The 25,288-nt window shown below is 65.2% G+C and carries 20 protein-coding genes; 15 read left to right on the forward strand and 5 right to left on the reverse strand.

What is annotated here, in order from left to right:
- Nucleotides 1-188 precede the first annotated feature (188 nt).
- The 4 genes from AUR64_RS07475 (at nucleotide 189) to AUR64_RS07490 (ending at nucleotide 5,115) form a co-directional block, all read left to right on the forward strand.
- Nucleotides 189-1,169: a transcription initiation factor IIB gene (locus tag AUR64_RS07475; protein ID WP_058581312.1), complete on the forward strand. Its 981-nt coding sequence runs from the start codon at nucleotides 189-191 to the stop codon at nucleotides 1,167-1,169.
- A gap of 133 nt (nucleotides 1,170-1,302) precedes the next feature.
- Nucleotides 1,303-1,773, forward strand: a complete 471-nt coding sequence (locus AUR64_RS07480) for an NUDIX hydrolase (protein WP_058581313.1) — start codon at nucleotides 1,303-1,305, stop codon at nucleotides 1,771-1,773.
- A gap of 261 nt (nucleotides 1,774-2,034) precedes the next feature.
- The gene (locus tag AUR64_RS07485; protein ID WP_058581314.1) at nucleotides 2,035-4,386 is read left to right on the forward strand and encodes a bacterio-opsin activator domain-containing protein; all 2,352 of its coding nucleotides are present in this window, start codon (nucleotides 2,035-2,037) and stop codon (nucleotides 4,384-4,386) included.
- Between the two features lie 78 nt (nucleotides 4,387-4,464).
- Entirely contained in the window at nucleotides 4,465-5,115 is a 651-nt protein-coding gene (locus tag AUR64_RS07490) for a DUF7344 domain-containing protein (protein WP_058581315.1), read from the forward strand.
- 100 nt (nucleotides 5,116-5,215) lie between these two features.
- Here the strand turns inward: AUR64_RS07490 and AUR64_RS07495 are convergent, their stop codons facing one another.
- The 3 genes from AUR64_RS07495 to AUR64_RS07505 are packed head-to-tail and all read right to left on the reverse strand — an operon-like array spanning nucleotide 5,216 to nucleotide 7,307.
- Nucleotides 5,216-6,367, reverse strand: a complete 1,152-nt coding sequence (locus tag AUR64_RS07495; RefSeq protein ID WP_155120568.1) for an asparagine synthase C-terminal domain-containing protein — start codon at nucleotides 6,365-6,367, stop codon at nucleotides 5,216-5,218.
- Entirely contained in the window at nucleotides 6,367-7,050 is a 684-nt protein-coding gene (locus AUR64_RS07500) for a PHP domain-containing protein (protein ID WP_058581317.1), read from the reverse strand. Before AUR64_RS07500 ends, AUR64_RS07495 begins: the two co-directional genes overlap by 1 nt.
- A 47-nt stretch (nucleotides 7,051-7,097) precedes the next feature.
- Nucleotides 7,098-7,307, reverse strand: coding sequence for a hypothetical protein (locus tag AUR64_RS07505; protein WP_058581318.1), 210 nt, complete (start codon nucleotides 7,305-7,307; stop codon nucleotides 7,098-7,100).
- A gap of 166 nt (nucleotides 7,308-7,473) precedes the next feature.
- On the opposite strand from AUR64_RS07505, the gene purL reads away from it, so the two are divergent.
- The 10 genes from purL to AUR64_RS07555 all read left to right on the forward strand — a co-directional run bounded on the left by purL (nucleotide 7,474) and on the right by AUR64_RS07555 (nucleotide 22,169).
- Nucleotides 7,474-9,582, forward strand: coding sequence for a phosphoribosylformylglycinamidine synthase subunit PurL (gene purL, locus AUR64_RS07510; RefSeq protein WP_058581319.1), 2,109 nt, complete (start codon nucleotides 7,474-7,476; stop codon nucleotides 9,580-9,582).
- Between the two features lie 102 nt (nucleotides 9,583-9,684).
- Nucleotides 9,685-10,857 (forward strand): alpha-1 4-glucan-protein synthase, encoded by a 1,173-nt coding sequence (locus AUR64_RS07515; RefSeq protein ID WP_058581320.1) that lies wholly within the window; start codon nucleotides 9,685-9,687, stop codon nucleotides 10,855-10,857.
- Between the two features lie 75 nt (nucleotides 10,858-10,932).
- Nucleotides 10,933-12,096 carry an iron ABC transporter substrate-binding protein gene (locus tag AUR64_RS07520; RefSeq protein ID WP_058581321.1) on the forward strand — a complete coding sequence of 388 codons (1,164 nt, stop codon included), beginning with the start codon at nucleotides 10,933-10,935 and terminating at the stop codon, nucleotides 12,094-12,096.
- Between the two features lie 94 nt (nucleotides 12,097-12,190).
- The gene (locus AUR64_RS07525) at nucleotides 12,191-13,843 is read left to right on the forward strand and encodes an ABC transporter permease (protein ID WP_058581849.1); all 1,653 of its coding nucleotides are present in this window, start codon (nucleotides 12,191-12,193) and stop codon (nucleotides 13,841-13,843) included.
- A 154-nt stretch (nucleotides 13,844-13,997) separates the two neighbouring features.
- Entirely contained in the window at nucleotides 13,998-15,137 is a 1,140-nt protein-coding gene (locus tag AUR64_RS07530; protein WP_058581322.1) for an ABC transporter ATP-binding protein, read from the forward strand.
- Complete coding sequence (locus tag AUR64_RS07535) at nucleotides 15,137-17,308, forward strand: ArnT family glycosyltransferase (protein WP_058581323.1); 2,172 nt, start codon at nucleotides 15,137-15,139, stop codon at nucleotides 17,306-17,308. The genes AUR64_RS07530 and AUR64_RS07535 overlap by 1 nt, the downstream gene beginning before the upstream one ends.
- A gap of 74 nt (nucleotides 17,309-17,382) precedes the next feature.
- Nucleotides 17,383-17,859 (forward strand): cupin domain-containing protein, encoded by a 477-nt coding sequence (locus tag AUR64_RS07540; protein ID WP_058581324.1) that lies wholly within the window; start codon nucleotides 17,383-17,385, stop codon nucleotides 17,857-17,859.
- Between the two features lie 218 nt (nucleotides 17,860-18,077).
- Nucleotides 18,078-19,793 (forward strand): SulP family inorganic anion transporter, encoded by a 1,716-nt coding sequence (locus tag AUR64_RS07545; RefSeq protein ID WP_058581325.1) that lies wholly within the window; start codon nucleotides 18,078-18,080, stop codon nucleotides 19,791-19,793.
- A 109-nt stretch (nucleotides 19,794-19,902) separates the two neighbouring features.
- On the forward strand, nucleotides 19,903-20,454 hold the full coding sequence (locus AUR64_RS07550) for a gluconate 2-dehydrogenase subunit 3 family protein (RefSeq protein WP_058581326.1): 552 nt from the start codon (nucleotides 19,903-19,905) through the stop codon (nucleotides 20,452-20,454).
- Nucleotides 20,451-22,169 (forward strand): GMC family oxidoreductase, encoded by a 1,719-nt coding sequence (locus AUR64_RS07555; RefSeq protein WP_082230651.1) that lies wholly within the window; start codon nucleotides 20,451-20,453, stop codon nucleotides 22,167-22,169. The genes AUR64_RS07550 and AUR64_RS07555 overlap by 4 nt, the downstream gene beginning before the upstream one ends.
- Before the next feature lie 4 nt (nucleotides 22,170-22,173).
- Here the strand turns inward: AUR64_RS07555 and AUR64_RS07560 are convergent, their stop codons facing one another.
- Both AUR64_RS07560 and AUR64_RS07565 read right to left on the reverse strand, forming a co-directional pair.
- Nucleotides 22,174-22,821 carry a dolichyl-phosphate hexose transferase gene (locus tag AUR64_RS07560; protein WP_240479600.1) on the reverse strand — a complete coding sequence of 216 codons (648 nt, stop codon included), beginning with the start codon at nucleotides 22,819-22,821 and terminating at the stop codon, nucleotides 22,174-22,176.
- A 214-nt stretch (nucleotides 22,822-23,035) separates the two neighbouring features.
- Entirely contained in the window at nucleotides 23,036-23,236 is a 201-nt protein-coding gene (locus tag AUR64_RS07565; RefSeq protein ID WP_058581328.1) for a DUF7550 family protein, read from the reverse strand.
- A 65-nt stretch (nucleotides 23,237-23,301) separates the two neighbouring features.
- Here AUR64_RS07565 and AUR64_RS07570 point away from each other — a divergent pair, with 65 nt between their 5' ends.
- Nucleotides 23,302-25,089 carry a glycoside hydrolase family 13 protein gene (locus AUR64_RS07570; RefSeq protein ID WP_240479595.1) on the forward strand — a complete coding sequence of 596 codons (1,788 nt, stop codon included), beginning with the start codon at nucleotides 23,302-23,304 and terminating at the stop codon, nucleotides 25,087-25,089.
- The last annotated feature ends 199 nt before the right edge of the window (nucleotides 25,090-25,288 follow it).

Consider the following 25,288-nt stretch of genomic DNA (forward strand, 5'->3'; position numbering starts at 1 on the left):
TGGGTCGGTCCCGAGCGGTCCGGTTCTGCATCGGAAATTCCGACGGTTCGACACGCCTGAATGCAGTTTTCGAGGCGTCTCGCGGCCGAATACAGCCACCAGACTTAAGTAAATCGCTTCCGAACAATGGAATGGAGAACAAGTCTACAAGAGAGGCGTCTCTCCACCACCCCACCCACCCCCCAACAATGACTGACAGTGTCCGACGGTTCACGGGCGAGCGAACCCGACAGAGAGACGAAGAAGAGAACGAAGAAGAAGCCGACGAGACGCTAAACTGCCCGGAGTGCGGCGGACAGTTGGCTAGCGACACCGAACACGGCGAGACAGTCTGTCGAGACTGTGGCCTCGTCGTCGAGGAGGACGGCATCGACCGTGGCCCCGAGTGGCGCGCGTTCGACTCGAAGGAGAAAGACCAGAAGTCCCGCGTCGGCGCGCCGACGACGAACATGATGCACGACAAGGGGCTGTCGACCAACATCGGTTGGCAGAACAAAGACGCCTACGGCAACTCGCTGTCCAGCCGTCAGCGAGAGAAGATGCAGCGCCTGCGAACTTGGAACGAGCGCTTCCGCACGCGCGACTCCAAGGAGCGCAACCTGAAACAGGCGCTCGGCGAAATCGACCGCATGGCTTCTGCGTTGGGCCTCCCGGAGAACGTCCGCGAGACGGCCTCGGTCATCTACCGCCGCGCACTCAACGAGGACCTGCTGCCGGGACGCTCTATCGAGGGTGTCTCGACGGCCAGCCTCTACGCCGCGGCCCGACAGGCGGGGACGCCGCGCAGTCTCGACGAGATTGCGAGCGTCTCCCGCGTCGAGAAGGACGAAATCGCGCGGACGTACCGCTACGTCGTCCGCGAGCTGAAACTCGAAATTCAGCCCGCCGACCCCGAGAGCTACGTTCCCCGGTTTGCCTCGGACCTCGAACTCTCCGACGAGGCCGAGCGACGCGCCCGAAAGCTGCTCAAAAACGCCAAAGAACAGGGCGTCCACTCGGGTAAGTCGCCGGTGGGCCTCGCGGCCGCCGCCGTCTACGCGGCGTCGCTGCTGACGAACGAGAAAGTCACACAGAGCGAGGTCAGTGACGTCGCCAACATCAGCGAAGTCACCATCCGAAACCGCTACCACGAACTGCTCGAAGCCGAAGAGCAGGTTCACCTGCCGTAGTCGGACTCTCCGCGAACGCACTGCGCTTCGACACCCCGTTTCGACCGTTTTCTGTCGTTGCACTGCTTTCGAGCGACTGCTACTGCCGCCGTGAAGTCACGGCGATTATAGCCGCCCGCGCCAACCGCCCGGCATGGAGACGACGCGGCATTTCACGGCGACGGTGTACATCGTCAACGACGGCGCGACGGCGCTACACGAACACAAGCGTCTGAACCTCAGACTGCCACCGGGCGGCCACGTCGACAGAGACGAACTCCCGCACGAGGCGGCGCTCAGAGAGGCCCGCGAGGAGACGGGACTGCCCCCGACACTGCTGACCGACCAGCGAGATATTGCCTCCGAGACAGCGCGGACGATTCCGCGGCCACGCCATCTGTTGCTCGAAGATATCAACGTTCACGGCGACGAAGTCGGCCACCAACATATCGACCATATCTACTACGCGACGGTCGAATCACGGCGTATCGACCCCGCAGACGGTGAGGAGAGTTCAGAGGTCTGGGAGTGGTACACGTCCGAAGACCTCCGGACGAGCGACCTCGACGCCGACGTCGTCGAACTCGGCTTGGACGCTATCGACTGTGCGACCGAACGGCGCTGAACACCACGCCAGACGACCTCGCTCCGGAGGTTTATACGCGAAGACCCGGCCACAACACCGTATGTAGTGAGCAGCGACCGGACGGGTGTCGAGGCGGTTGCGCGGTGACCGCCCGTCCGACCGAGCGTTCGACACCGCCTGTTCGCATTTTCACCCGCTCTGGAAACTCATTCACCAATCGGTGACTGTACGCTTCTCTGTCTATTCTTCGACCGTGGAATCCGCGAACTTTTCCCTCCGCGTCTTTTCGCCTTCGATAGCATGAATCGAAACCGGGAGGACATTGGGTCCTTCGCCTTCCGGCGGGAAGCAGAGACGGAGGGGTCCTTCGAGCGTGCGCTGCTCCGTGTGGCCGACGAGGCGGTCTGTCGGGTCGACGACGGCGGAACCGTTCTCGACGCAAACGATGCGTGCTGTTCGCTGGTCGACCGTGAGTACCACTCGCTTCTGGGCGACTCGCTCGCCGCACTCGTCGTCGACGACGACCGACAGCGCGTCGAGTCGACGCTGGAGCGGGCCGTCTCGGACGCTGACTCCGCCTCGAAGCAGGTTACCGTCTCCGTCCGTTCGGGCACCGCCACTCGACGCTGTTCGCTTCGATTCGCCCCGTTCGACGCCGGCGACGGGACAGTCGACGTCGCGTGTCTCTTCCGTCCGGACCCGGAACCCGGCGACCGGGAGGGACGGCTACGACGCGAGCGAGACGGCCTTCGGACGGAACTCGACGAGGTGTTCGAACGCCTCTCCGACGGCGTCGTCGCCCTCGACACGGACCTTCGGTTCACCTACGTCAACGAGTACGCACTCGACTACCTGAACTGCAGTCGAGACGAGTTGATCGGTGCGCAGGCGTGGGACGTGTTCGAGGTCGAAGAGTCGTCGGAGACGGCGATTCACGAGGCGCTCGCCACGCAGTCGTCGACGACGTTCGAGCGGTACTACGACCCCGTGGACGCGTGGATAGAAGGGACTGTCTACCCGTCCGAGACCGGTCTCTCGATTTACTTCCGAGACGTGACCGAGCGGAAAACGCGGGAGCGAGAGCTTCAGCAGTACAAATCCATCGTCGAAACGGTGTCGGATGGCGTCTACGCCGTCGATGAGGAGAACCGTTTCGTGTTCGTCAACGAGGCGTACGCGGAGATGGTCGGCTACTCGCAAGAGAGACTGCTCGGGTCGTCCGTGACGCTCGTCTACGACGACGCCATCAACGAGCAGGCGCTGACGCGTGTCGACGCCGTGCGAAAGAACGAACGCGAGCGTGCGACCGTGGAAGCCGAACTTCGGACGGCGGACGGTCGGACCATCGACACGGAGACGAAAATCGAGTCGTTCCCGCTCGAAGACGGCGTCGGACGACTCGGCGTCTGTCGGAACGTCACGGAGCGAAAGCGCCGCGAGCGCCGCCTCGAACAGCAGCGCTCGCAGTTGTCGACGCTGAACGACCTCAACGAAGTCGTCAACGAAATCGCGCACGCCGTCGTCGAGTCGTCGACCCGCGACGAAATCGAACGCCGCGTCTGCGAACGTCTCACAGCGTCGAGTTCGTACGCGTTCGCGTGGGTCGGTGCTGTCGACGCCGAAACCGGTGAGGTCGTCCCTCGGACCGAGGCCGGAGCGACAGCGTACCTCGACGGACTCACCATCACCGTCGACGACAGCGACACCGGTGACGGACCGACCGCGAGAGCGATTCGAACGCAGGAAGTCGCCGTCGTCCGCGACACCGCGACCGACCCGACGTACCGACCGTGGAACGACCGCGCCCGCGAGTTCGGCGTCGAGGCGTCGGCGGCGATTCCTATCGCCTACGAAGGGTCGTTGTACGGTGTGTTGAACGTCTACACCGACCGCTTTGCGGCTTTCGGTGAGCGCGAACGACGCGTCGTAGGACGACTCGGCGAGATTATCGCTCACGCCATCGCCGCGATAGAGCGCAAGGAAGCGCTCATGAGCGACGACATCGTCGAAATCGATTTCCACAGCAACGACCTGTTCGCGGCGCTGTCGTTCGACCCCGACGACGACGTGGACATCCGCTTCGAGCGGACGGTTCCGTTGGGTGACGGCGAGTTTCTGGAGTACGGACGTGCCACCTCGAACTCGGTGGAGGCGCTTCGCTCGCTCGTCGACAACGTCCCGCATTTCGAGTCGCTGAACGTGTTCACCACCGAGTTCGACGAAGTGCGATTCGAACTCAGACTCTCGGAACCACCGGTGTCGTCGATAGCCGCCGCCCACGGTGGCCGGGTCCGCAGAGGCCGGATTCAGGGCCACGAGTACCACCTGACCGTCGAACTCCCACCCAGCGCCGACGTCCGAGCGGTCGTCAACGCGGTCCAAGAGGCGTACCCCCAACTGGAACTCATCGCACAACGGCATAGTCGCCGACGCGGTGACGAGGACCGCCCGCTCTCGCAGACGCTGTGGAGTTCGCTCACGGACAGACAGCGTGCGGCGCTGGAAGCGGCGTACTACTCGGGATTCTTCGAGTGGCCCCGCGAGAGTTCCGGAAACGACGTTGCAGCGTCGCTCGGCGTCTCGCCGCCGACGTTCCACCAACATCTCCGTCACGCCCAGAAGAAACTGTTCGAGGAACTGCTCGAACAGTAGCCCGTTCCTGTCCATTCAAAATCACTAACTGGTTAGGCCTCGTACTCATTGGGGTTCGCTTGCAACGCCGAGTACGCGATGACCGACGAACAACTCCCCTCCGTACCAGACGACGCCGACGAACTGTCGCGGATGCTGGCAGCGCTCTCGCATCCGCATTGTCGGCACGTCGTAGCCCAATTGTCGGCCGACTCCGCCCCGTCGACGCTCTCGGAACTCGTCTCGGCGCTTCGAGCGTCCGACGCGCCGGCTTCTGACCCAGTCGCCGACGACTCCGCGTCGGAGTCACTCGCCATCTCACTGCACCACGTTCACCTGCCAAAGCTCGCAGACGCCGGACTCGTCGAGTACGACCCGTCCAGTCGGACGCTGGCGCGCGGCCATCGGCTCGACACTCGGGACACCGAGCTCGCGGCCGAGTTCGTGGCACAACTGGATGACGAACTGAGCAGCGCCGAGGTACGGCTGTTCGCCACGCCTGCGACTCGGGCGACACTGAGCGTGCTCCGTGACGCCGTCGACACGGAACTCTCCCTTTCGAGCGTGGCTGCAGAACTCAGCGCACAACTCGGCGGTTCTCGACGGACGCACGCGTCGCGTCTCCGACACTCTCTCCTCCCGAAACTCGCCGTCACCGGCGTCGTCGACTACGACGAGAGTACAAAGACGGTGTCGCTCCGGCACCACTCGGTGCTGTGTGACGACCCGTCTTCGCCGGTACACATCTGAAACGAGCGCACCGACTGCGCTGACTGCGCTGGCGTCGACGTCTTGGTCCCCCGTCGGTCTCACTTCGTTATCGCCCGTTATCGCCCGTTATCGCTCACCACTACTCGTCACTGGCAGCGATAGAACGAATGTACTGGCCGACGTGGTCGTCCATCCGACGTTTGAACCCCGCACGGCGGGCGAGTCGGTCGAGTTCGCGTGCCGCCAAACTCCCGTACTGGACGGCCTTTTTGTCCGCGGCGGCGACGGCGTCGGGGAGTACGCCCTCGGCGGTCCGCCGCAGTGCAATCTTTCGCTCCTCGCCGTCGGTCAGCAGGTGTCCCGGGAGACGCAGTGCCGCCGAGACGACGTCGTCGTGCAACAGCGGCGCGACCGGTTCGACCCCCGCCGCCCGGAGCGTCAGTACGTCGCGTTCCAGTTGGTCGGGCAGTGTCGCAATCACTTCGCGCGTCGCCCCGCGGACCGTCTCGGCGTCGACGCGGTGGTCGTCGGGGGCGTTCGCCACCTTCGCATATCCTCCAAAGAGTTCGTCCGCGCCCTGTCCGACGGCCAGTCGGTCGTAGCCGTCGGCGGCGACGCGTTCGGCGACCAGATACAGCGGCAGCGCGATTTGGACGTCCATCGCGTTCGTCCGGCCCGTCGCCGCGACGATTTCGGGAACCGCCCGCGTCAGGTCGTCGTGGGTAAACTCGACGACGCGCAGGTCGTGCTCTCGGTTCATCGCCTCGGCGGCGTCGCGGGCCGCTTCGATGTCGTGCGACCCCTCGAACCCGGCGACGTAACACGGTGCGTCGGGCATCCCCGAGGCGACGAGCGCCGAATCGACGCCCCCGGAGAACGCGACGGCGGTATCGGCGGCGTCGACGGCGCGGACACGCTCTAACACCGCGTCTCGGACCGTCTTCAGCGCGGGTTCGTCGTCGTCGGCCGGCGGGTCTGAAAGCGTCCAGACGGGGTCAGTTCCGTCGTCGGTATCGAGGGTTTCTTCGGTCGTCTCACTTCCTTCGAGCCGTCGAACGTGGCCCGCCGGGAGCCGTCTGGGGTCGTCGAGGTCGTTCGGGTCGAAACTCCACGCAGTCGGGTCGTCTTCGGAGAAGTACGCCGGTTGTCGGCCGAGCACGTCCCGGACGAGAAGCGGCCCATCGTGAGAAGAACGCGACACGTCGAGACGCCCGGCGAACCCGGCGGTTCCGGGGAACGGGTCACGGTCGGCGAGGGCGGCGCGAACGCGTTCGGGAGTCGTGCCGCGAATCACAGGAAGTCGGTGACTGCGTGTTTCATTCGTCGCTTCGCGCCGCCGGCGGCCTGTCGGAAACTGATGTGCCACGGGGTTCGGGTGCCGACGACGCCGGTTCGGCCCTCCGCGATGGCGTCGAGGATGGCGTCGGCGCGGCGCTCGTTCGTGCCGACTTCGGTCACGGCTTGCCCGACCATCTCGCTGATGTGGGCGTCGCTGCCGGCGGTCATCGGGAGGTCGTTAGCGAGTGCGAACTTCTCGGCTTTCCGGTTGGCGAGGCCGGTCAACAGTCGGGAGTTGTACACTTCGATGGCGTCGGCACGCGCAAGCTGTTCGCGGGTGATGTGCGGGGCGACGCCGTGGCGCGATTTCTGGAACGGATGGGGAACGACCGCGAGGCCGTCTTGCTCCCAGATTCGGTCGAGCGTCTCGTCGTAGGAGAGACCGGCGGGAATCGCTTCGTCGATGTCGAACGCGAGAATATGTCCTGCGGAACTCGTTATCTCCATGCCGACGATGCCGACGAGGCCGTAGTCGGCGGCGCGTTCGGCCGCCTCGATACTGGCGTCTATCTCGTCGTGGTCGGTGACCGCCAGCGCGTCGAGGTCGACGGCCGCGGCTTGTTCGAGCAGTAACTCTACGGGGTCGCGGCCGTCGTACGACAGCGCGGAGTGCGCGTGCAGTTCGACCGATAACACGAAGAGCCTTTGGAAGGGTGTCTAAAAAAACTCGCCGGTCCCGACCGCTACCTGCTGCGGAGCATGCTCGGACCGATGATGAGCATCGTGAACAACACGGCGAGGATGACGCCCAGACCGTAGAGCACCGTGAACTCGGTGATATGGCCCTCCGCAATCATCGTGAGGAACTCCGAGTCCGGGTAGAACAGTATGATGGCGATGCCTGCAAGCCCGATGAGGATGCCGATTCCTCCCCAAAGGCGTGATTCGTCCATTAGTCGCCGATGTGACCACGTGCAATCATAGAACTACCGGAATCTCACGCCAGAGTGCGGAATCAATCCCGTTGACTCGGACCCACCGCGTTCGTTCTCTCTCGCCGATAGACACGTACGTGCACATGAAAAGGGATTTATCGACGCTTTCTGAACAGGGAAGTGAATGAGCCTCTCCGACGCCGACCACGAACTCGTCGTCGCCGAACTCGGCCGCGAACCCACGACCGCCGAGGCGGCGCTGTTCGAGAACCTCTGGAGCGAGCACTGTGCGTACCGTTCGTCCCGACCGCTGCTGTCGGCGTTCGACAGCGAAAGTCCAGATGTCGTAGTCGGTCCCGGTGACGACGCCGCCGTCGTCGCCGTCTCCGACGACACTTACGTCACCCTCGGCATCGAGAGCCACAACCACCCCTCCTACGTCGACCCCTACGACGGCGCGGCGACGGGCGTCGGCGGTATCGTCCGCGACACGCTCTCGATGGGGGCCTACCCCATCGCGCTCGCCGACTCGCTGTACTTCGGCGACTTTTCGGAAGAACACTCCCGGTATCTCTTCGAGGGTGTCGTCGAAGGTATCGCCGACTACGGCAACGCCATCGGCGTTCCGACAGTGACGGGAAGCGTCGACTTCCACTCCGACTACGAGGGGAATCCGCTGGTGAACGTCGCCTGCGTCGGCCTTCTTCCGGCCGAGCGCCTCGTCACCGCCGAAGCCCAGAACGCAGAAAACAAACTCGTCCTCGTCGGCAACGGCACCGGCCGCGACGGCCTCGGCGGCGCGTCGTTCGCCAGCGAGGACCTCGCCGAAGACGCCGAAACCGAAGACCGCCCCGCGGTGCAGGTCGGCGACCCCTACACGGAAAAACTGCTCATCGAGGCCAACGAGGACCTCGTCGACGCCGGTCTCGTCCAGTCGGCGCGCGACCTCGGCGCGGCAGGCCTCGGCGGCGCGTCCTCCGAACTCGTCGCCAAGGGTGGCTTCGGCGCGGAAATCGACCTCGACGCGGTCCACCAGCGCGAACCGAACATGAACGCGATGGAGATTCTCTTGGCCGAATCCCAAGAGCGGATGTGCTACGAGGTCCGCCCCGAGGACGTCGAAGCGGTCGAAGAAATCGCCGAGAAGTACGACCTCGGCTGTTCGGTCATCGGTGAGGTCGCCGAGGGCAACTACGTCTGCACCTTCGACGGCGAGGTCGCCGTTGACGTACCCGCCGAGTATCTGGCAGACGGCGCGCCGATGAACGACCTCGACGCCGTCGACCCTGACCAACCCGAACGCGACCTCCCGCGAGTCGACCTCTCCGAGGCGTTTGAGGCTGTAGTCGGCAGTCCGACGACGGCGAGCAAGCGCTGGGTGTACCGCCAGTACGACCACGAAGTCGGCCTTCGGACGGCAGTGAAACCCGGCGACGACGCCGCGGTGATGGCGATTCGAGAAGCCGAGAAAGGGCTGGCGTTCTCCTCGGGGGCGAACCCCAAGTGGACGAGCGCCGCGCCGTACGACGGCGCGCGGGCCGTCGCGTTGGAAAACGCCATCAACCTCGCTGCGAAGGGGGCGACACCGCTTGCCGCCGTCGACTGTCTCAACGGCGGCAACCCCGAGAAACCCGAGGTGTACGGCGGCTTCAAAGGCATCGTCGACGGCCTCGCCGACATGTGCCGCGACCTCTCGACGCCCGTCGTCGGTGGCAACGTCTCGCTGTACAACGACTCCGTGACGGGGCCGATTCCGCCGACGCCGACGCTCGCCGTCGTCGGGACGAAAGACGGCTACGACGCGCCGCCCGCAGCGTTCTCGGGTGAGGGAACGCTCCTGTTGGTCGGTACCGGCGGCGGCGCACTCGGCGGCTCCGAATACCTCGCACACGCCGGCGGGTCGGACAAGTTCCCCGAACTCCCGAAGAACCCGGCGGAGGTCGTCGCCGAACTCGCCGCCGTCGCCAACGACGAGACGACGCTCGCCGTCCACGACGTGAGCCACGGCGGTCTGGCCGTCTCGCTGGCGGAGATGGTCACCGAGAACGCGGGTGCCGACGTCACCGTCGACGGCGCACTTTCGCTGTTCGACGAGACGCCCGGCCGCGCCGTCGTCGAGACGACCGACCCCGAACGCGTCCGCGAGACGTTCGACGGCGCTGCACCCGTGCTCGAACTCGGCGAGGCGACCGACGACGGCACCCTGTCTCTCTCCGTCGGTGAAGAACAACTCGTCTACACTGCCGAGGAGATTCGCGTGATGCGCGACGTCATCGCCCGCGAGTTGGACTGACGCGGTCGTCACCGGCACTCGCTCGCCTCGGCCCTCCAATTTAGGCAATCCTAAAAATCGGCAGGCTTTTTAGGCTATCCTAAAAGGTACAGTACAACGACCATGCGTGCCGACACCTGCGTCATCGTTCCGACGATACGAGAGTACGAGTGTATGCGAGCGTACTTCGAGAACGCCCGCGAACACGAGTTCGACCTCGACCGACTCCACGTCGTCCTCGTCACCGAGGACTTCTGCGACACGGCGGCGATGCAAGCGATGCTCGACGAGGAGGGCGTCTCCGGCGAGGTGTTCGACGGCAGTCGACGCGAGGAGTGGTTCGAGGCGTACGGACTCTCGGAGTTCTCGCACCTGATTCCGGCCGCCAGCCACGCGCAGACCTCCTTCGGTCTCCTCTATCTGTGGGCACACGAGTTCGAGTACGGCGTCTTCATCGACGACGACACGCTCCCGCACTCGGAGGAGGATTTCTTCGGCCGTCACTTCGAGAATCTCGGCTACGAGGGCGAGATGGAGTGCGTCCGCTCCGACGAACAGTGGGTGAACGTTCTCTACCAGAACTTCGACGAACACGGACTCTACCCCCGCGGCTACCCGTACGCGGCGATGGACGAGACGGTCGAAACCGACAGCCGAGAAGTCGACGATGTGGTCGCCTCCCAAGGACTGTGGACGAACGTGCCGGACCTCGACGCCGTCCGCATCCTGATGGACGGTGACCTCCGCGGGCAGGCACAGACCCGGACCTCTACCGAGGACTTCGACGGGGACTTCGTCGCCGACCGGGGCCAGTATCTCACCGTCTGTTCGATGAACCTCGCGTTCAAGCGCGAAGTCGTCCCGGCGTTCTACCAACTCCCGATGGACGACAACGAGTGGGAGGTCGGCCGCTTCGACGACATCTGGTCGGGCGTCTTCCTCAAACGCGCCGCCGACGTGCTCGACAAGGACATCGTCAACGGTCGGCCGCTCTGCGAACACAACAAGGCCCCGCGGCCGACGTTCGACGACCTGAACAACGAAGTGCCGGGTCTGGAACTGAACGAGCATCTCTGGGAACTCGTCGACGACGTCGGCGGCGACTGCGAGACCTATGCAGGTGTGTTCGAGGCCATCGCCGACGAACTCGCCGAGGGCGACTGGGACGAGTACAACAACGGCGCGTTCTACACCTTCGTCGGCGAGCGGATGCGCGAGTGGTTGGACTGTCTGACGGCGTTGGAGTCCACCGATGGAAGTCTCCACGCGGAACCGCTCGCTGCGAGCGACGACTGACAACCAGCCATCGGCCATCGACCACCGACCGAGCGAATCGGTATCTCTATATGTTTTAGGACGGCCTAAAAGTATATGGAGCGAAACGACACGCGACGCCTCAGTCGGCGTCGCCTCGTCGCAGCGGGCGTAACGGCCGGTATCACTGGTCTCGCCGGTTGTAACGACATACTCGGCAGTGGAAGTGGTGGCGGCGGTACTGACAACAGTTCCCAGAGTATCGGCCAAATCGGGTCGGGGCGGTCACCGTTCGGCGACCGCTCTATCGAGGGTGGCACCTCGATGGCGGCGATGCCCGCGCTGTCGGGCGAACTCACGGTTTATTCGGGGCGCGGCGAGGCGCTCGTCGGCGAACTCGTCGGCTTCATCGACGACCTGTACGACGACTTCTCGGTGCAGGTTCGCTACGCGGGGTCGTCGGACCTCGTCAACCAGATTCTCACCGAGGGCGACGGCAGTCCCGCGGACGTGTTCTACTCCGTCAACGCTGGGTCGCTCGGGACGCTCGCCGAGGAGGGTCGAACGAGCGCGCTCCCCGACGACGTACTCGAACTCGTCCGCGACGAGTTCCAAGACCCCGACGGCCAGTGGACCGGCACCTCGGGCCGCGCCCGGACGATTCCGTACAACACCGACCAGTGGTCCGAATCCGACATTCCGACAGACATCTCCGCGTTCCCCGACACCGAGCGGTTCGCAGACGAGGTCGGCTGGGCACCGACCTACGGGTCGTTTCAGGCGTTCGTCACCGCGATGCGCGTGCTGCGCGGCGACGAGGAGACCCGCCAGTGGCTACAGGGGATGTTGGACCTCGGCGTTCAGGAGTACAGCGACGAGTTCCTCGTCTGTCAGGCCATCGCCGACGGCGAGATTTCGGTCGGCTTCGCCAACCACTACTACATCCAGCGCATCCTCGCGGGCCGCGGTCAGGAGACGCCGTTGGCGACGGCATTCACGAACGGTGACGCGGGCAGCATCTTCAACGTTGCCGGCGCGTGTACGCTCAACACCTCCGACAAGCAGGAACTCGGTGCGAACTTCGTTCGCCACCTGCTGTCGGCGGAGGCGCAGGACTACTTCGCTCGTGAGACGTTCGAGTACCCGCTCGTCTCCGGTGTCGACCCCGTCGGCGACCTCCCGCGTATCGACGAGTTAAACCCGCCGCAGGGGATAGACCTGACCGAACTGGCCGACCTCGAAGCCACCGTCGACCTCATGCGCGACGTCGGCGTGCTCTGAGCGCGGCCGTTTGCGGACTCACCGACTCGTCGATTCGGTGATTCGCCAACTCGCCGATTCGCCGACCCGCCGCATCTACACACCGAACATACAGATGGACGCCGAACACGCTCCCGGACCCGACGACACCGCCAGCGACGCCACGGAGTCGACTCAGTCGGTCGACTCCGCGGAGTCCCTCGCCGAGTCGACACCACGGCTCGGTGTCTCGCTCGCGGCCGCGACGGTGGCCGCGCTCGTTCTTCTCCCCCTGATTTGGCTCGTCCGCCTCGCGTTCGACGTCGGCCTCTCGGAGGCGCTCGCGCTCTCGCTTCGCCCCCAGACGCTCGAAGTGTTCGCCAACAGCGCTGCCCTCGTCGTCGCCGTCACCGCGGCGTCGATTCTCGTCGGCGTCCCGCTGGCGTATCTCACGGTTCGGACCGACCTGCCGTTTCGACGCTTCTGGACCGTCGCCGTCTCGCTTCCGCTCGTCATCCCGAGTTACATCGGCGCGTTCGCGTTCGTGACGGCGTTTGGTCCGCAGGGGGCGCTGCAACGACTGCTCGAACCGCTCGGCGTCCAGTCGCTGCCGCGACTCTACGGCCTCGGCGGGGCGACGCTCGTGCTCACGCTGTACACCTACCCGTACGTCTACATCACGACGCGCGCGGCGCTGAAATCGATGGACACGACGCTCGTCGAGGCGGCGCGGACGCTTCGACACACCCGCTGGGAAGCGTTCCGGCGCGTGACGCTTCCCCAGATTCGACCCGCCGTCGCGGCGGGGTCGCTGCTCGTTGCATTGTACACCCTCTCCGATTTCGGGACACCCGCTATCATGCGCTTCGACGCGTTTACTCGGGTTATCTTCGTGGAGTTCAACGCCTTCGGCCGCGACTTCGCGGCGCTGCTGTCGCTGCAACTCGTCGCCGTGACGCTTCTTATCCTCGCCGCCGAGTCGCGCATCCGCGGCGACGAACAGGTGTACGGCGGCGGCCGAGCGACCGACCGGGTTCGACTCGGCCGGTGGAAACTACCCGCACTCGGACTCTGTGGCAGTGTCGCGGGACTGGCGCTCGTCGTCCCGCTGGCGGTTCTCGGAACGTGGTTCTTCCGCGGCGCGAGCGACGTCGGCAGCGAGACGCTGGCGTTCGACATCTCGTACGTCCTCAACTCCGTCGGCGTCGCCGCCGCCACCGCCGCCGTCGCCGCCGTCTTCGCGTTCCCCGTCGCCTACATCGCCGCCCACCACAGAGGAAAAGTTGCGACGCTCACCGAACGCGCGACGTACGTCGGCTACGCGGTTCCGGGCGTCGTCATCGGGTTGGCGCTCGTCTATCTGGGCACATCCTACGCCCAACCCATCTACCAGACGCTGTATCTTCTGGTGTTCGCCTACGTCGTCCGCTTTCTCCCACAGGCGGTCGGGTCGCTTCGGGCGTCGTTCCTCCGTGTCGACCCCAAGTTGCCGGAAGCGGCGCGAACGCTCGGCCGCACGCCGAGCGGCGCGTTCCGGAGCGTGACGCTGCCGCTGGTCGCGCCGGGACTGTTCGGCGGGATGGCGCTCGTCTTCCTGACGACGATGAAGGAACTGCCGGCGACGCTGTTTCTCGCACCCACGGGGTTCGAGACGCTCGTCACGCGCGTCTGGTCGGCGTACAGTCAGGGCTACTTCGGCCGTGCGGCCGTCCCGGCGCTCATCCTCTTGGCCGTCTCCGGCCTCTCGATGCTCGTCATCGTCTCACAGGAGGGTTACGACGTCAAATGATACACCTCTCGACTACGGTAGAACCGACAGATACGACAGTAACGACCCATACAACGATGATACGAACGACGAGCGGAGCCCCGCGAACGACGAGCGACGACGTGACGACGGCGATTCGGCGACAGCGACTCGCGGTTAACGGCGGTGAACGACGATGAGCGATAACACGATGGTCAACGACACGAGAGCACGCGCGGCGCAGAAATCGACACCGGCGACGGAGTCGGTGTTGGAAATCGACGACGTCTCGAAACGCTTCGGCGACGAGACGGTCATCGAGAATCTCTCGCTCAGCGTCGAAGACGGCGAGATTCTCACGTTGCTCGGCCCGTCCGGCTGTGGCAAGACGACGACACTCAGACTCGTCGCCGGGTTGGAGCGACCCGACGGGGGCGAGATTCGCCTCGACGGCGACGTGGTCTCCGGAAACGGCTCGTTCCGGTCGCCCGAGGAGCGCGGTGTCGGCGTCGTCTTTCAGGAGTTCGCGCTGTTTCCGCATCTGACCGCGGGCGAGAACGTCGCCTTCGGGTTGAAGGAGTGGGACGACGACGAACGCGAGGCGCGTGTGACGGAACTGCTCGAACTCGTCGGTCTCTCCGCACAACGGGACTCCTACCCCGACGAACTCTCCGGCGGCCAACAGCAGCGCGTCGCCCTCGCACGGTCGCTCGCGCCGGAACCAGACGTACTCCTCTTGGACGAACCTTTTTCGAACCTCGACGTGGACCTCCGGGTCCGGATGCGCGAGGAGGTCCGGCGCATCCTCAAAGAAGCGGGCGTCACCGCCGTCTCGGTCACCCACGACCAAGAGGAGGCGATGTCGATGTCGGACCGCGTCGCCGTCGTCAACGCCGGTCGTATCGAGCAAATCGGCCGCCCCGAACAGGTGTTTCAGCACCCCGAATCCCGGTTCGTCGCTAGCTTCCTCGGCCACGCGAGTTTCCTCTCGGGGACTGTCGGCCACGACGGCGTCTCGACGGCGCTCGGCGAGATACCGCGCGAGCGGATTCACGGCCTCGCCCCCGAGTACGAAGGCTCCGCGATAGAACTGCTCGTTCGTCCCGACGACCTCGAAGCGACGCCCAACCCCGACGGCTCCGGCGTCGTCGCCTCCCGGCGCTACCTCGGTCCCACGGCGCTGTACGAAATCGAACTCGACTCCGGGGAGACCGTGAGCTGTATGCACAACCACGACGTGCGCCTCGACCGCGGCGACCGCGTCTCGCTCTCTCTGGCGGCAGCGCACGACCTCTCGTGGTTCCCCGAGGGAGCCGAAACCGTCGTCGACCGCTGATGCCGTCGGCTCTGCGCCGTCTCCGCTCGGCGTCGATTCTCCCCTTCCTTCGGCGTCGGACGTTCGCACTCGGCCTCGTTCTCCTCTCCGTTCTCGGTGCTGCCGTCGTCGGCTGGCTGGCGACCGACTTGTTCGCCTATCACTCGGTCAACGACGACGAGGGCGTCTACCTGCTACAGGCGGCGATGCTGCTGGACGGGCAGTTGTTCCTCCGACCGGGCGCACTCGCCGATGTCGTCAGACCGTGGTTCTTCGTCGTCGACGACGGCGGGGAGACGCTCCGGATGTACGGCAAGTACATGCCGGTCGTTCCCGCCATGTTCGCGCTGTCGCGCGCGCTCACCGGTGGATACGCCGCCGCACTCGTCGTCGTCGCCGCCGGCAATGTCGCACTCGTCGCCGTCCTCGGCCGAATGGCGTTCGACCGTCGCGTCGGCCTCCTCGCCGGTGCGTTCGTCCTCTCGTCGCCGTTGTTCCTGTTCACCTCATCTGTCTATCTCGCGTACGCGCCGACGACGTTTCTGAACCTCTGTTTCGCCGTCGCCTACGTCCGCGCGGCCAGAGAGAACAGTCGTCGCTGGGCGCTCGCGGCCGGCGTCGCCATCGGCGCGGCCTTCTTCGCCCGGCAGTACACGGCCGTACTGTTCGCTACGCCGTTCATCGTCCACTCGCTGGCCGTTCTCGGTCGCGCTCTCGGCACCGACCGCTTCCGCGGGACGCTAATTCGGACAGTTGCCGTCGCCGTCCCGGGCCTCGCCGGCGTCGCGGCGACGCTCGGCTACAACGCCACCGTGACGGGCGACCCCTTCCTGTTTCCGTACGCCGCGTTCGCGCCCCGGGACGGCCTCGGTTTCGGCGAGCGTGAGATTCTCGGCTACGTCGTCGACTACACCCCGGCGCTGGCGGCGCGCGTCTCCCTCGAGGCGCTGACGATGCTGTTCACCGAGTGGGTCGCCGCCGGAAGTCTCGGGACGCTCCTCGCGGTTGTCGGCGTCGGCGCTGCGGTGGTCCGCTGGCGACGTGCCGGAACGCCGACACTTCCCCGACCGACCGGTCTCTCCGACCACGCACTCCGCGCGCTCCTTCTCGGCGTCGGCGTCTCCGTCACCGTCGGCAACGCCTACTTCTGGGGGACGCACAACGGCCTAGCGAACGGCCTTTTCGAGTTACTCGGGCCGTACTACCACTTCGACATGCTGCTCCCGTTCGGCGTGTTCGCTGCCGCCGGCGTCGTCGCCGTCGCGGACGCGGCGTCCGGTGTAGTCGCTCGGCGTCGAACCAGTCACCCCGGCCGAACCGCCCGCATCGCGCTGGTCGCTCTCCTCCTCATTTCCGTGCCCGTCGTCGCCGCCGCGGAGGTGTCCGTCGTCTCCGACCCGTACGCCGAGAACCGCCAGCGGACCGACGTTCTCGAATCGACGTACGACCCGTTCGAGCGAACCGAGTTCGACCGTGCGCTCGTCTACATCCCGGACCCCTACGGCGACTGGCAGGCGCACCCGTTCCAGTATCTCCGCAACGACCCCGGCTTCGACGGCGACGTGGTGTACGCGCTCGACGAAGGCCCCGACAGGGATTTCGAGACGCTCGCGGCCGTCGACAATCGGACCGTCTACCGCTTCACCTACCGCGGCCCGTGGACCGGTGCGGTCGAACCGGTCGACCCCGAACTCCAGCGCCTCCAACTGCTTCGGGGTGAGCGAATCGACGCCGAGACGACCGTCGGCGTCCCGACCGGGAGTACGAGCGTCAGCATCCGTATCGAGACCGAACGCGGATACGCCCGATACGCAGTCGAAGGGTTCGACGGCCGAAACGGCGACGGCAACGGTACCGTCCCTGTCGAGTGGACGGTGACGCCCGACGGCGCGCAGGTGACGAACTTGGACCGCGCAGGCGGTGATACCGACAGCGCTTCGGTTCCGCTCCCACAGAACGCGAGCGAAGTCGACCTCGTCGTCACGTTCGTCGGACCCGCTGGCGAGTCGGTGACGTACCGACAGGAACTCACGCTGTTCCGCGAAGACGGTGAGATTCGAGCGTTGTGGCCGGCCGAGACGCGAATCTGTCGACTCCGAACCGAGTGCGGCCCCGAGGGAACGTGGGTCGGCCCGGACGGCGACTACCTCGACGGCGTCTCGGTATCGACGAACGCGACGGTATCGGGGTGAGGCTGACCCCGCTCTCTGTCGACGAGTTCGCCGAAACGAGCGTTGAAGCATCTCGCCCCCAACAGTGTACTCGCATGGAGAAAGTCGACATCGACGACGTACGACCGATGAGCCTCGACGGCGAACTCGACCGCCGGCCGCTGACCGACCTGCTGGGCGCGACGGACGTGGCGCTGAACTACTACGGGGTCGACCCCGGCGAGGCGTTCACGAGCGGCCTCCACGCGCATTTGGACCAAGAGGAACTGTTCTACGTACTCGAAGGCACCGCGACGTTCGAGACGAAATCCGACCCGAACGGCGAGACGGAGACGGTCGAAGTAGCGGAGAACGAGGCGATTCGGTTCGCCCCCGGCGAGTTCCAGCAGGGGCGAAACGAGAGCGACGAGCGAGTTGCGGCGCTCGCACTCGGCGCACCGAAGGAGTCGACGGAGATTCGCGTCCCGAACACCTGCCCCGCCTGCGGTGACAGCGACGTACTCGCGGTGTCGGTGACAGACAGCGGCCTCGAACTTCGGTGTCCGAACTGTGCCGCCGAGATAGACGGATAGCGGGACGGTGATGCGGTCCGAAACGACTGCGTGAACGTCTCTTCGGCTCGATTTCGCGGGTCGAGAGTCGGTTCGTGAGACACTCTCTCGAAGCTGTCTGAGGGCTATTTCTCCGCACGTGTCGTCTGTTTTAGACGAGAAGCCGCCGGAGACGGAACGAAGCGTCCTCGGCCGCGAACGACGCCGACGAAGTTCACGGTGGTTTCGGGTGATGGTCAATGTCGACAAAACGCCTCGAAAGCCGAATCGTCCGGCGACTCGCGCCGACCCTGCCGGTGTTCGAGTGGCTCCCGCAGTACGACAGAGGGTGGCTTCGAGCGGACGTCGTCGCCGGTATCACGGTCGCCGCGGCCGTCATCCCCGAGGGGTTGGCGTACGCCTCTCTTGCGAATCTCCCACCCGAGACGGGACTGTACGCGGGACTGCTCGCAGTTTCCGTCTACTTCTTCTTCGGGACGTCTCGGCAACTCATCGTCGGCCCGTCGTCGGCGCTGGCGATTCTTCTCGCCAGCGGCGTCGGTGCCGTCGCTGCGGGGTCGTCCGCGTCGTATCCGACGCTCGTCGCGCTGACCACCCTTCTCGTCGGTCTCGGTGCAGTGCTCGCGTGGACGCTCAAGTTGGGGTTTCTCGTCCACTTCATCTCGGGCTCCGTGCTCACGGGGTTTTCCGCCGGTGCCGCGTTGTACATCATGTCGACGCAACTCGGCAAACTGTTCGGTATCGACGGCGCGTCGGGTATCTTCTTCGAGCGGGTGTGGTTCACGGCGACGCATTTGGGGGCAGCGAACCCCGAGACAGTCGTCGTCGGCCTCTCGGCCATTCTTCTACTGCTCGTCGGTGAGCGGTTTCTGCCTCGCGCACCGAACGCGCTCGCTGTCGTCGCGCTGGCAATCGTGGTGATGGCGGTGACGAACTTGGAAGCCCGCGGCGTCGACATCGTCGGTCCGATACCGAGCGGGTTGCCGTCGTTGACGCTTCCTACAGTGCCGGACGTCGCAACGCTCAGTGCGATACTCCCCGTCGCCGCCGCGCTGTTTCTGCTCTCCTATGTGGAGGGCATCGGCGTGGTCGAGACGTTCGCTCGGCGTCACGACTACCGGACGGACGCCAATCAGGAGCTTCTCGCCGACGGCGCGGCCAATCTCGCGGCGGGTCTCGGCGGCGGGTTCGCCGTCGGCGGGAGCATGTCGCGGTCGGCGCTGAACGACGCCGTCGGCGGAAAAACCCAACTCACGAACGCGGTCATCGCCGTCGTTCTCGTCGTCGTTTTGCTCTTTCTCACCGGCGTGTTCACGACGCTTCCCGAAACCGTTCTCGCGGCGGTGGTCATCGTCGCCGTCACGGGTCTCATCGACACGGCGGCGCTGCGCCAACTGTTCCGCGTGAGCAAAAGCGAGTTCGCCATCGCACTGGCGGCACTCGTGGGCGTGCTCGCGTTCGGCATGCTCTGGGGCGTCTTCGTCGGCGTCGTCTCCTCGCTCCTCGTCGCGATATCGCGCGTCAGCAGCCCACCGACGCACGAACTCGGCCAGCTAGCCGGGACGGACCACTTCGTCTCTATCGAACTGTATCCGGCGGCGACGACGCTTCCGGACGTGTTCGTCTACCGCGTCGAAGCCGAACTGTTCTACGCGAACGCACCGACGGTTCGAGGCGACCTGCTCGACCGTCTCACCGCCCGCGACTCGACGGTCGAACTCGTGGTGTTCGACCTCACGTCGTCGCCGACGGTCGATTTCGAGGCGGCACAGATGCTCGAAAAACTCCAAACCCGACTCGGTTCGCGCGAAATCGATCTTCGGTTCGCAGGGGCAGAGTCCGACGTGCGAGAGATGTTCGAGACGACGGGCCTCTCGGCGAGCGTCGGGGGTGTAGCGGTCGAAGAATCGGTCGCGGACGTAATCCACCGCTGGCGGAACGAGAAGTCGACGTGACTACTCGCGCTCGCCACGTCGGGAGCGGCGAACTCCGAAGCCGAAACAGAGTGCCGACGCCGTGGAGGAAACACAACTTCTTTGTTTAGGTTGGCCTAAACGTTCGACGATGGAGTTGACGAGACGGGACGCACTGGCGGCGCTCGCAGGTGGCGGTATCGCCGTCGGCAGCGTCGGTGCGCTCGCGTGGGACCGTCTCGACGAGATGGACGACGCCGACGCTGCCGACGAGAAGTCGTCGTCGGTTCCGACCGGCGAGACGCTCGTTGCGCTCGCAGAGGCGGTCTATCCGTCGGCGGTCGAAAACGTCGGCGAATTCGTCGAAACCTACGTCGTCGGGCGGGCGTCCGCTCGGCCGGAGTACGAACGCGGCGTCGTCGAGACGGCGGCGCTCGTCGAGGAGTACGCCGCCGAGTGGTTCGGTGCGCCGGTGTCGGAGTTGTCGCGTGAGGACCGCGACGAACTGCTTCGCCAGATGGGCGTGGAGACGGCCGACCCGATTCCGGACGGCCGGCCCGCCCAGCGCGTCCGTTACTACGTCGTCAACGAACTGCAGTACGCACTCTACACGTCGCCCACGGGGGGCAAACTGGTCGGCATCGAGAACCCGCAGGGACACGCCGGCGGCACTGATAGTTACAGGCGGGGGCCGAAGCGATGAGTGCAGGCGATACGGACAGCACGGACGAAGCGAAGGGCGCGGAGGACACGGGCGAAACGAACGACGAAGCGGGCGCTGACTCACCGGACCGAACACCGAGCGGACGCGTCGACGTCTGTGTCGTCGGCGCGGGTCCGGCGGGCGGACTCGTCGCCCACCGACTCGCCGAACGCGGCCACGACGTAGTCGTTCTCGAAGCGGGTCCCCGATTCGACCCGGCAGAGCGCCTCGAACGGATGGAACGGGCTATCCGACCGTCGGCAGACGACCGCTCTGTCTGGGCGATGGGCGGCCCGAGAGACGCGTTCACGACGCCCGGCGAGCGGTTTTATCCCCTGAACGTCGCCCGCGTGAAAGGTGTCGGCGGGTCGACGCTGCACTGGCAGGGAATGGTGATGCGCCTCCACGAGTCGGATTTTCGCCGAGAGAGTCGCAACGGCGTCGCCGCCGATTGGCCCGTCGACTACGAGACACTCGCGCCGTACTACGCCGAGGCCGAAGCGGCGCTGGGCGTCGCTGGCGCGTCGGACAACCCGTTCGCACCCCCCCGCGACGACCCGCACCCACTCCCCGCGTTCGAGCCATCGTACAGCGATTCGCTGTTCGCCGAGGCGTGCGAACGAGTCGGCGTGACGACGCACTCGGTGCCGAACGCGCGCAACTCCGAACCGTACGACGGCCGGTCGGCCTGCGTCGGGTTCGGCACGTGCAAACCGGTGTGTCCCTCCGGTGCGAAGTACACCGCCGAGAGCCACGTCGAAAAAGCCGAACAGGCCGGTGCACGCGTTCTTGACCAGGTTCCCGTCCAGCGACTCGAACACGACGCTGCGGGCGAACGTGTGGAGGCGGCCGTCTACGCGACGCCCGAGAGCGAGGAGTTCAGACAGGAGGCACGAGCGTTCGTTCTCGCCTGCGGCGGCGTCGAGAACCCGCGACTGCTGCTTCTCTCCGCGTCCGAGCAGTACCCCGACGGCCTCGCAAACTCCTCGGGTGCCGTCGGTCGGTACTTCATGGACCACCTGTTCGCCGGGATGGGTGGCACCGTCGAGAAACGGACGCGACAGAACCACGTCGGGTTCATCACGACCGAGAGCCACCAGTTCTACGACGACCCCGGTGCGGGCGCGAAGGGAACCGACGGCGCGATTCCTGCGACCGACGCGGACCTCGGACCAATCAAACTGGAGTTTCTCAACTACGCCGGCCCTTCGCCGGTCGAGATGGCACTGGGTGCAGAAACGTGGGGCGACGACCTACTCTCACAACTGCGCGAAGGGTACGGCAACCACGTCGCCATGGGTGCGCTCGTCGGACAACTACCGCGCGCGGAGAACCGCATTTCGTTGGACCCCGAGCGGACCGACGACCACGGCAACCCCGTGCCGGCGATTCACTGGCGCGTCGACGACCGGACGAAGCGGACGCTCAAGCGAGCAAACGAGATTCAACGCAGGATACTGGAAGCGATGGGCGTCGACATCCAGTGGTCGGTCGGTCCCGACAACACTGGTCCGGCGTACCACCACATGGGGACGACGCGGATGGGGACGGACCCCGAATCGAGCGTCGTCGACTCCCGACTCCGAACGCACGACCTCTCGAACCTCTGGATTCCCTCCTCCAGCGCGTTCGTGACCAGCGGCGCGATGAACCCGACGCTCACCATCGCCGCGCTGGCACTCCGCGTCGCCGACGACCTCGATTCGCGGCTCTAAACGCTCACCGACGCCGTTCTTCGAGACAGACGCGCACGATTGATTTCGCGATGGCCGCGCCGCCGCCGAGCGGGTCGAGTTTCGTCTCGCCGAGTCGCTCGTCGTACTCGATAGGAAGCTCGGTCACGGCGTACTCGCGCATCAGCGGCCGGATGAGAAGCTCAGCCGAAAGTCCCGTGTTCTCGGTCCACGCGATGTCGTCGATAACCTCCCGGCGATACGCGCGCATCCCCGTCGTCGTGTCGTGGACGCGTTCGCCCATCAGTCCGCTCGCCAGCAGTGCGAACGCGGCGTTACCGAAGCGGTTGAACGCGGGCATCGCCTCTGCGCCGTGGTAGAGGCGGTCACCGCTCACCACGTCGTAGCCGTCGTTGATAGCGTCGAGAAACTGCGGCAGTTGCTCCATCGGGTACGTGCCGTCGCAGTCGGTAGTGACGACGACCGGGCGCGACGCCGCTGTCAGCGCCGCTTCGACGGCGACGCCGTATCCCTGCGGGTGCTGGCGGACGACTCGCGCGCCGTGCTCGCGGGCTATCTCCGGGGTCCGGTCCGACGACCCGTCGACGCAGACGACTTCGGCGCGGCCGTCGGTCACCTCGTCGATGTCGTCGAGTACGGCGCTGATGGCCGCCTCCTCGTCGTACGTCCCCATCACGACGCTCACGTCGTCGAACGTGTACGATTCGTGTCGCTTCTCGTCGAGTTCGGTATCGGTTCGGTCTCCGTTTCGTCGGTCGGCCTCCGGTTCGGGGTCCGCTTTCGCCTCTCCCCGCCCGGTCGTTTCGCTCATCGTTTCTCCGAACGGAGTCCTAGTTTTTTAGGCTTACCAAAAACATCGCCGAAAATCCGTCTCTTTCGTTCTCGGTTCAGGCCAGAAGCAGCGGGATACCGAACACGACGAGGAGGCCAACGAGGAGGACGACGAAGCCCGTGCCGACCTGACTGGTGGTGTAGGCGCTCTGGGGGGCGGTCGTTCGCGCGCCCGCCATGGTGTCCTCTGCTTCCTGGTGCGGTTCCGTTCCTTCCTCGACGTTGCGGCGCTCGCTCGGTTTGCTCTGGTCGGCCATGGAGATGGGTTCTGCACCTGCCTACTAAAAACACAACTAAATGGCCTCCCCGCGTGGGTGAGCGCGTGAAGGAGATTCAGGACACGACGAGCGAGGACGACGACCCCGCGCACGTCGACCGGGCGTGGTGGAAGGAGTCGGTCGTCTACCAGATTTATCCACGCAGTTTCAACGACAGCGACGGCGACGGCGTCGGCGACATCCCCGGGATAATCGAGAAACTCGACTACCTCGACGACCTCGGCATCGACATCGTCTGGCTCAACCCCGTCTACGAGTCGCCGAACGCGGACAACGGCTACGACATCGCCGACTATCGGTCGATTATGGACGAGTTCGGGACGATGGACGACTGGGAGGCGCTACTGGAGGGACTCCACGAGCGGGATATCCGTCTCATCATGGACCTCGTGGTGAACCACAGTTCCGACGAGCACGCGTGGTTTACGAAGTCGCGCGACCCCGACAGCGACTACCGAGACTACTACATCTGGCGGCAGGGACGGACGGACGTCGACGGATTCACCGGCCACGAAGGCCCCGAACACGAGGCACCGCCGAACGAGTGGGGCTCGTTTTTCGGCGGTCCCGCGTGGGCGTACGACGAGGAGTCCGAACGGTGGTACATGCATCTGTTCGACGAAAAACAGCCGGACCTCAACTGGGAGAACCCCGACGTTCGAGACGACGTCTTCGAGATGATGGAGTGGTGGCTGGAGAAAGGCATCGACGGCTTCCGGATGGACGTCATCAACCTCGTCTCGAAACCCGACAGCATCACCCAACACGACCCGCCGCACGTCCACGACGACTTCGGCGGCACCATCGACGGCCCGAAGGTCCACGACTACATCGGCGAGATGGGCGACCGGGTGCTCGCCGACCGCGACGTGTTCACCGTCGGCGAGATGATCGGACAGGAGATGTCGATGGAGGAGGCGCTTTCGTACGTCGGCGAGAACGGCGACGGTTTGGACACGCTGTTTCACTTCGACCACGTGCTACTCGACCAAGGCGAGAACATCTGGGACTACCACGAGTACGACCTCGGGGAACTCAAACGCGTGTTCAGCCGCTGGCAGAACGGTCTCTTTCCGGAGGGATGGAACAGCCTCTACTTGAGCAACCACGACCAGCCACGCCTCGTCTCGCGTTTCGGCGACGACGGTGAGTACCGCGAGGAGTCGGCGAAACTGCTGGCGACGCTGCTGTTCACGCTCCGAGGGACGCCGTACGTCTTCCAAGGGGCCGAAATCGGGATGACGAACTATCCGTTCGAGTCGCTCTCGGAGTTCCGCGACGTAGAGACCATCAACCCCGTCCGCGACGCACTCGACTCCGGTCACGTCGGGTCGTTCGAGGAAGTAAAAGGCGGTCTGCGCGAGAACAGTCGTGACAACGCCCGCACCCCGGTCCAGTGGTCCGACGACGAGAACGCCGGCTTCACCGACGGCGAGCCGTGGATAAACGTCAACCCAAATCACCAAGAGATAAACGTCGAGGCCGCCCGCGAGGACCCCGCGTCGGTGTGGAACTACTACCGCCGACTTATCGACACGCGGAAAGGAAACGACGTACTCGTTTACGGCGAGTACGACCAGTACTACCACGACCACGGCAGACTCTGGGCGTACACGCGAACGCTCGGCGACGAACTGGCGCTCGTCCTCTTGAACTTCGCCGAGCGAAAGACGGCGTTCGAACTCCCTGACTCCCTTCGGGAGGAACTCGACGACACGACGGCCGAACTGCTACTCGGTAACTACGACGCCGCCGACGGGCCGCCGGTCGAACACGACGTGGACGCACTGGCGCTTCGTCCGTGGGAGAGTCGCGTCTATCGACTCCGCTGATGCACCATACACGCTAGCACGAGTACCGATTCGGAAACGGTCCCGAAATCCAACCCAATCTGCTATGGGTAGACTCTGAAGCCGCGATTTGCGACCCACATACGCATCAGCACCCTGGATAAACGGCTTTCAGAGCTGTTGTGAGACGAACTATCTGTGGAAACGGCTTCGACAGTCCTCGGAAGGGTATCCAGGCGAA

Origin of the sequence: Haloprofundus marisrubri (assembly GCF_001469955.1) — an archaeon.
In the GTDB taxonomy this organism is placed as follows: domain Archaea; phylum Halobacteriota; class Halobacteria; order Halobacteriales; family Haloferacaceae; genus Haloprofundus; species Haloprofundus marisrubri.

Coding starts and splice junctions, on each gene's coding strand:
- AUR64_RS07475 (WP_058581312.1), top strand. CDS start 189: ATGACTGACAGTGTCCGACGGTTCACGGGCGAGCGAACCCGACAGAGA.
- AUR64_RS07480 (WP_058581313.1), top strand. CDS start 1,303: ATGGAGACGACGCGGCATTTCACGGCGACGGTGTACATCGTCAACGAC.
- AUR64_RS07485 (WP_058581314.1), top strand. CDS start 2,035: ATGAATCGAAACCGGGAGGACATTGGGTCCTTCGCCTTCCGGCGGGAA.
- AUR64_RS07490 (WP_058581315.1), top strand. CDS start 4,465: ATGACCGACGAACAACTCCCCTCCGTACCAGACGACGCCGACGAACTG.
- AUR64_RS07505 (WP_058581318.1), bottom strand. CDS start 7,307: ATGGACGAATCACGCCTTTGGGGAGGAATCGGCATCCTCATCGGGCTT.
- purL (WP_058581319.1), top strand. CDS start 7,474: ATGAGCCTCTCCGACGCCGACCACGAACTCGTCGTCGCCGAACTCGGC.
- AUR64_RS07515 (WP_058581320.1), top strand. CDS start 9,685: ATGCGTGCCGACACCTGCGTCATCGTTCCGACGATACGAGAGTACGAG.
- AUR64_RS07520 (WP_058581321.1), top strand. CDS start 10,933: ATGGAGCGAAACGACACGCGACGCCTCAGTCGGCGTCGCCTCGTCGCA.
- AUR64_RS07525 (WP_058581849.1), top strand. CDS start 12,191: ATGGACGCCGAACACGCTCCCGGACCCGACGACACCGCCAGCGACGCC.
- AUR64_RS07530 (WP_058581322.1), top strand. CDS start 13,998: ATGAGCGATAACACGATGGTCAACGACACGAGAGCACGCGCGGCGCAG.
- AUR64_RS07535 (WP_058581323.1), top strand. CDS start 15,137: ATGCCGTCGGCTCTGCGCCGTCTCCGCTCGGCGTCGATTCTCCCCTTC.
- AUR64_RS07540 (WP_058581324.1), top strand. CDS start 17,383: ATGGAGAAAGTCGACATCGACGACGTACGACCGATGAGCCTCGACGGC.
- AUR64_RS07545 (WP_058581325.1), top strand. CDS start 18,078: ATGTCGACAAAACGCCTCGAAAGCCGAATCGTCCGGCGACTCGCGCCG.
- AUR64_RS07550 (WP_058581326.1), top strand. CDS start 19,903: ATGGAGTTGACGAGACGGGACGCACTGGCGGCGCTCGCAGGTGGCGGT.
- AUR64_RS07555 (WP_082230651.1), top strand. CDS start 20,451: ATGAGTGCAGGCGATACGGACAGCACGGACGAAGCGAAGGGCGCGGAG.
- AUR64_RS07560 (WP_240479600.1), bottom strand. CDS start 22,821: ATGGGGACGTACGACGAGGAGGCGGCCATCAGCGCCGTACTCGACGAC.
- AUR64_RS07565 (WP_058581328.1), bottom strand. CDS start 23,236: ATGGCCGACCAGAGCAAACCGAGCGAGCGCCGCAACGTCGAGGAAGGA.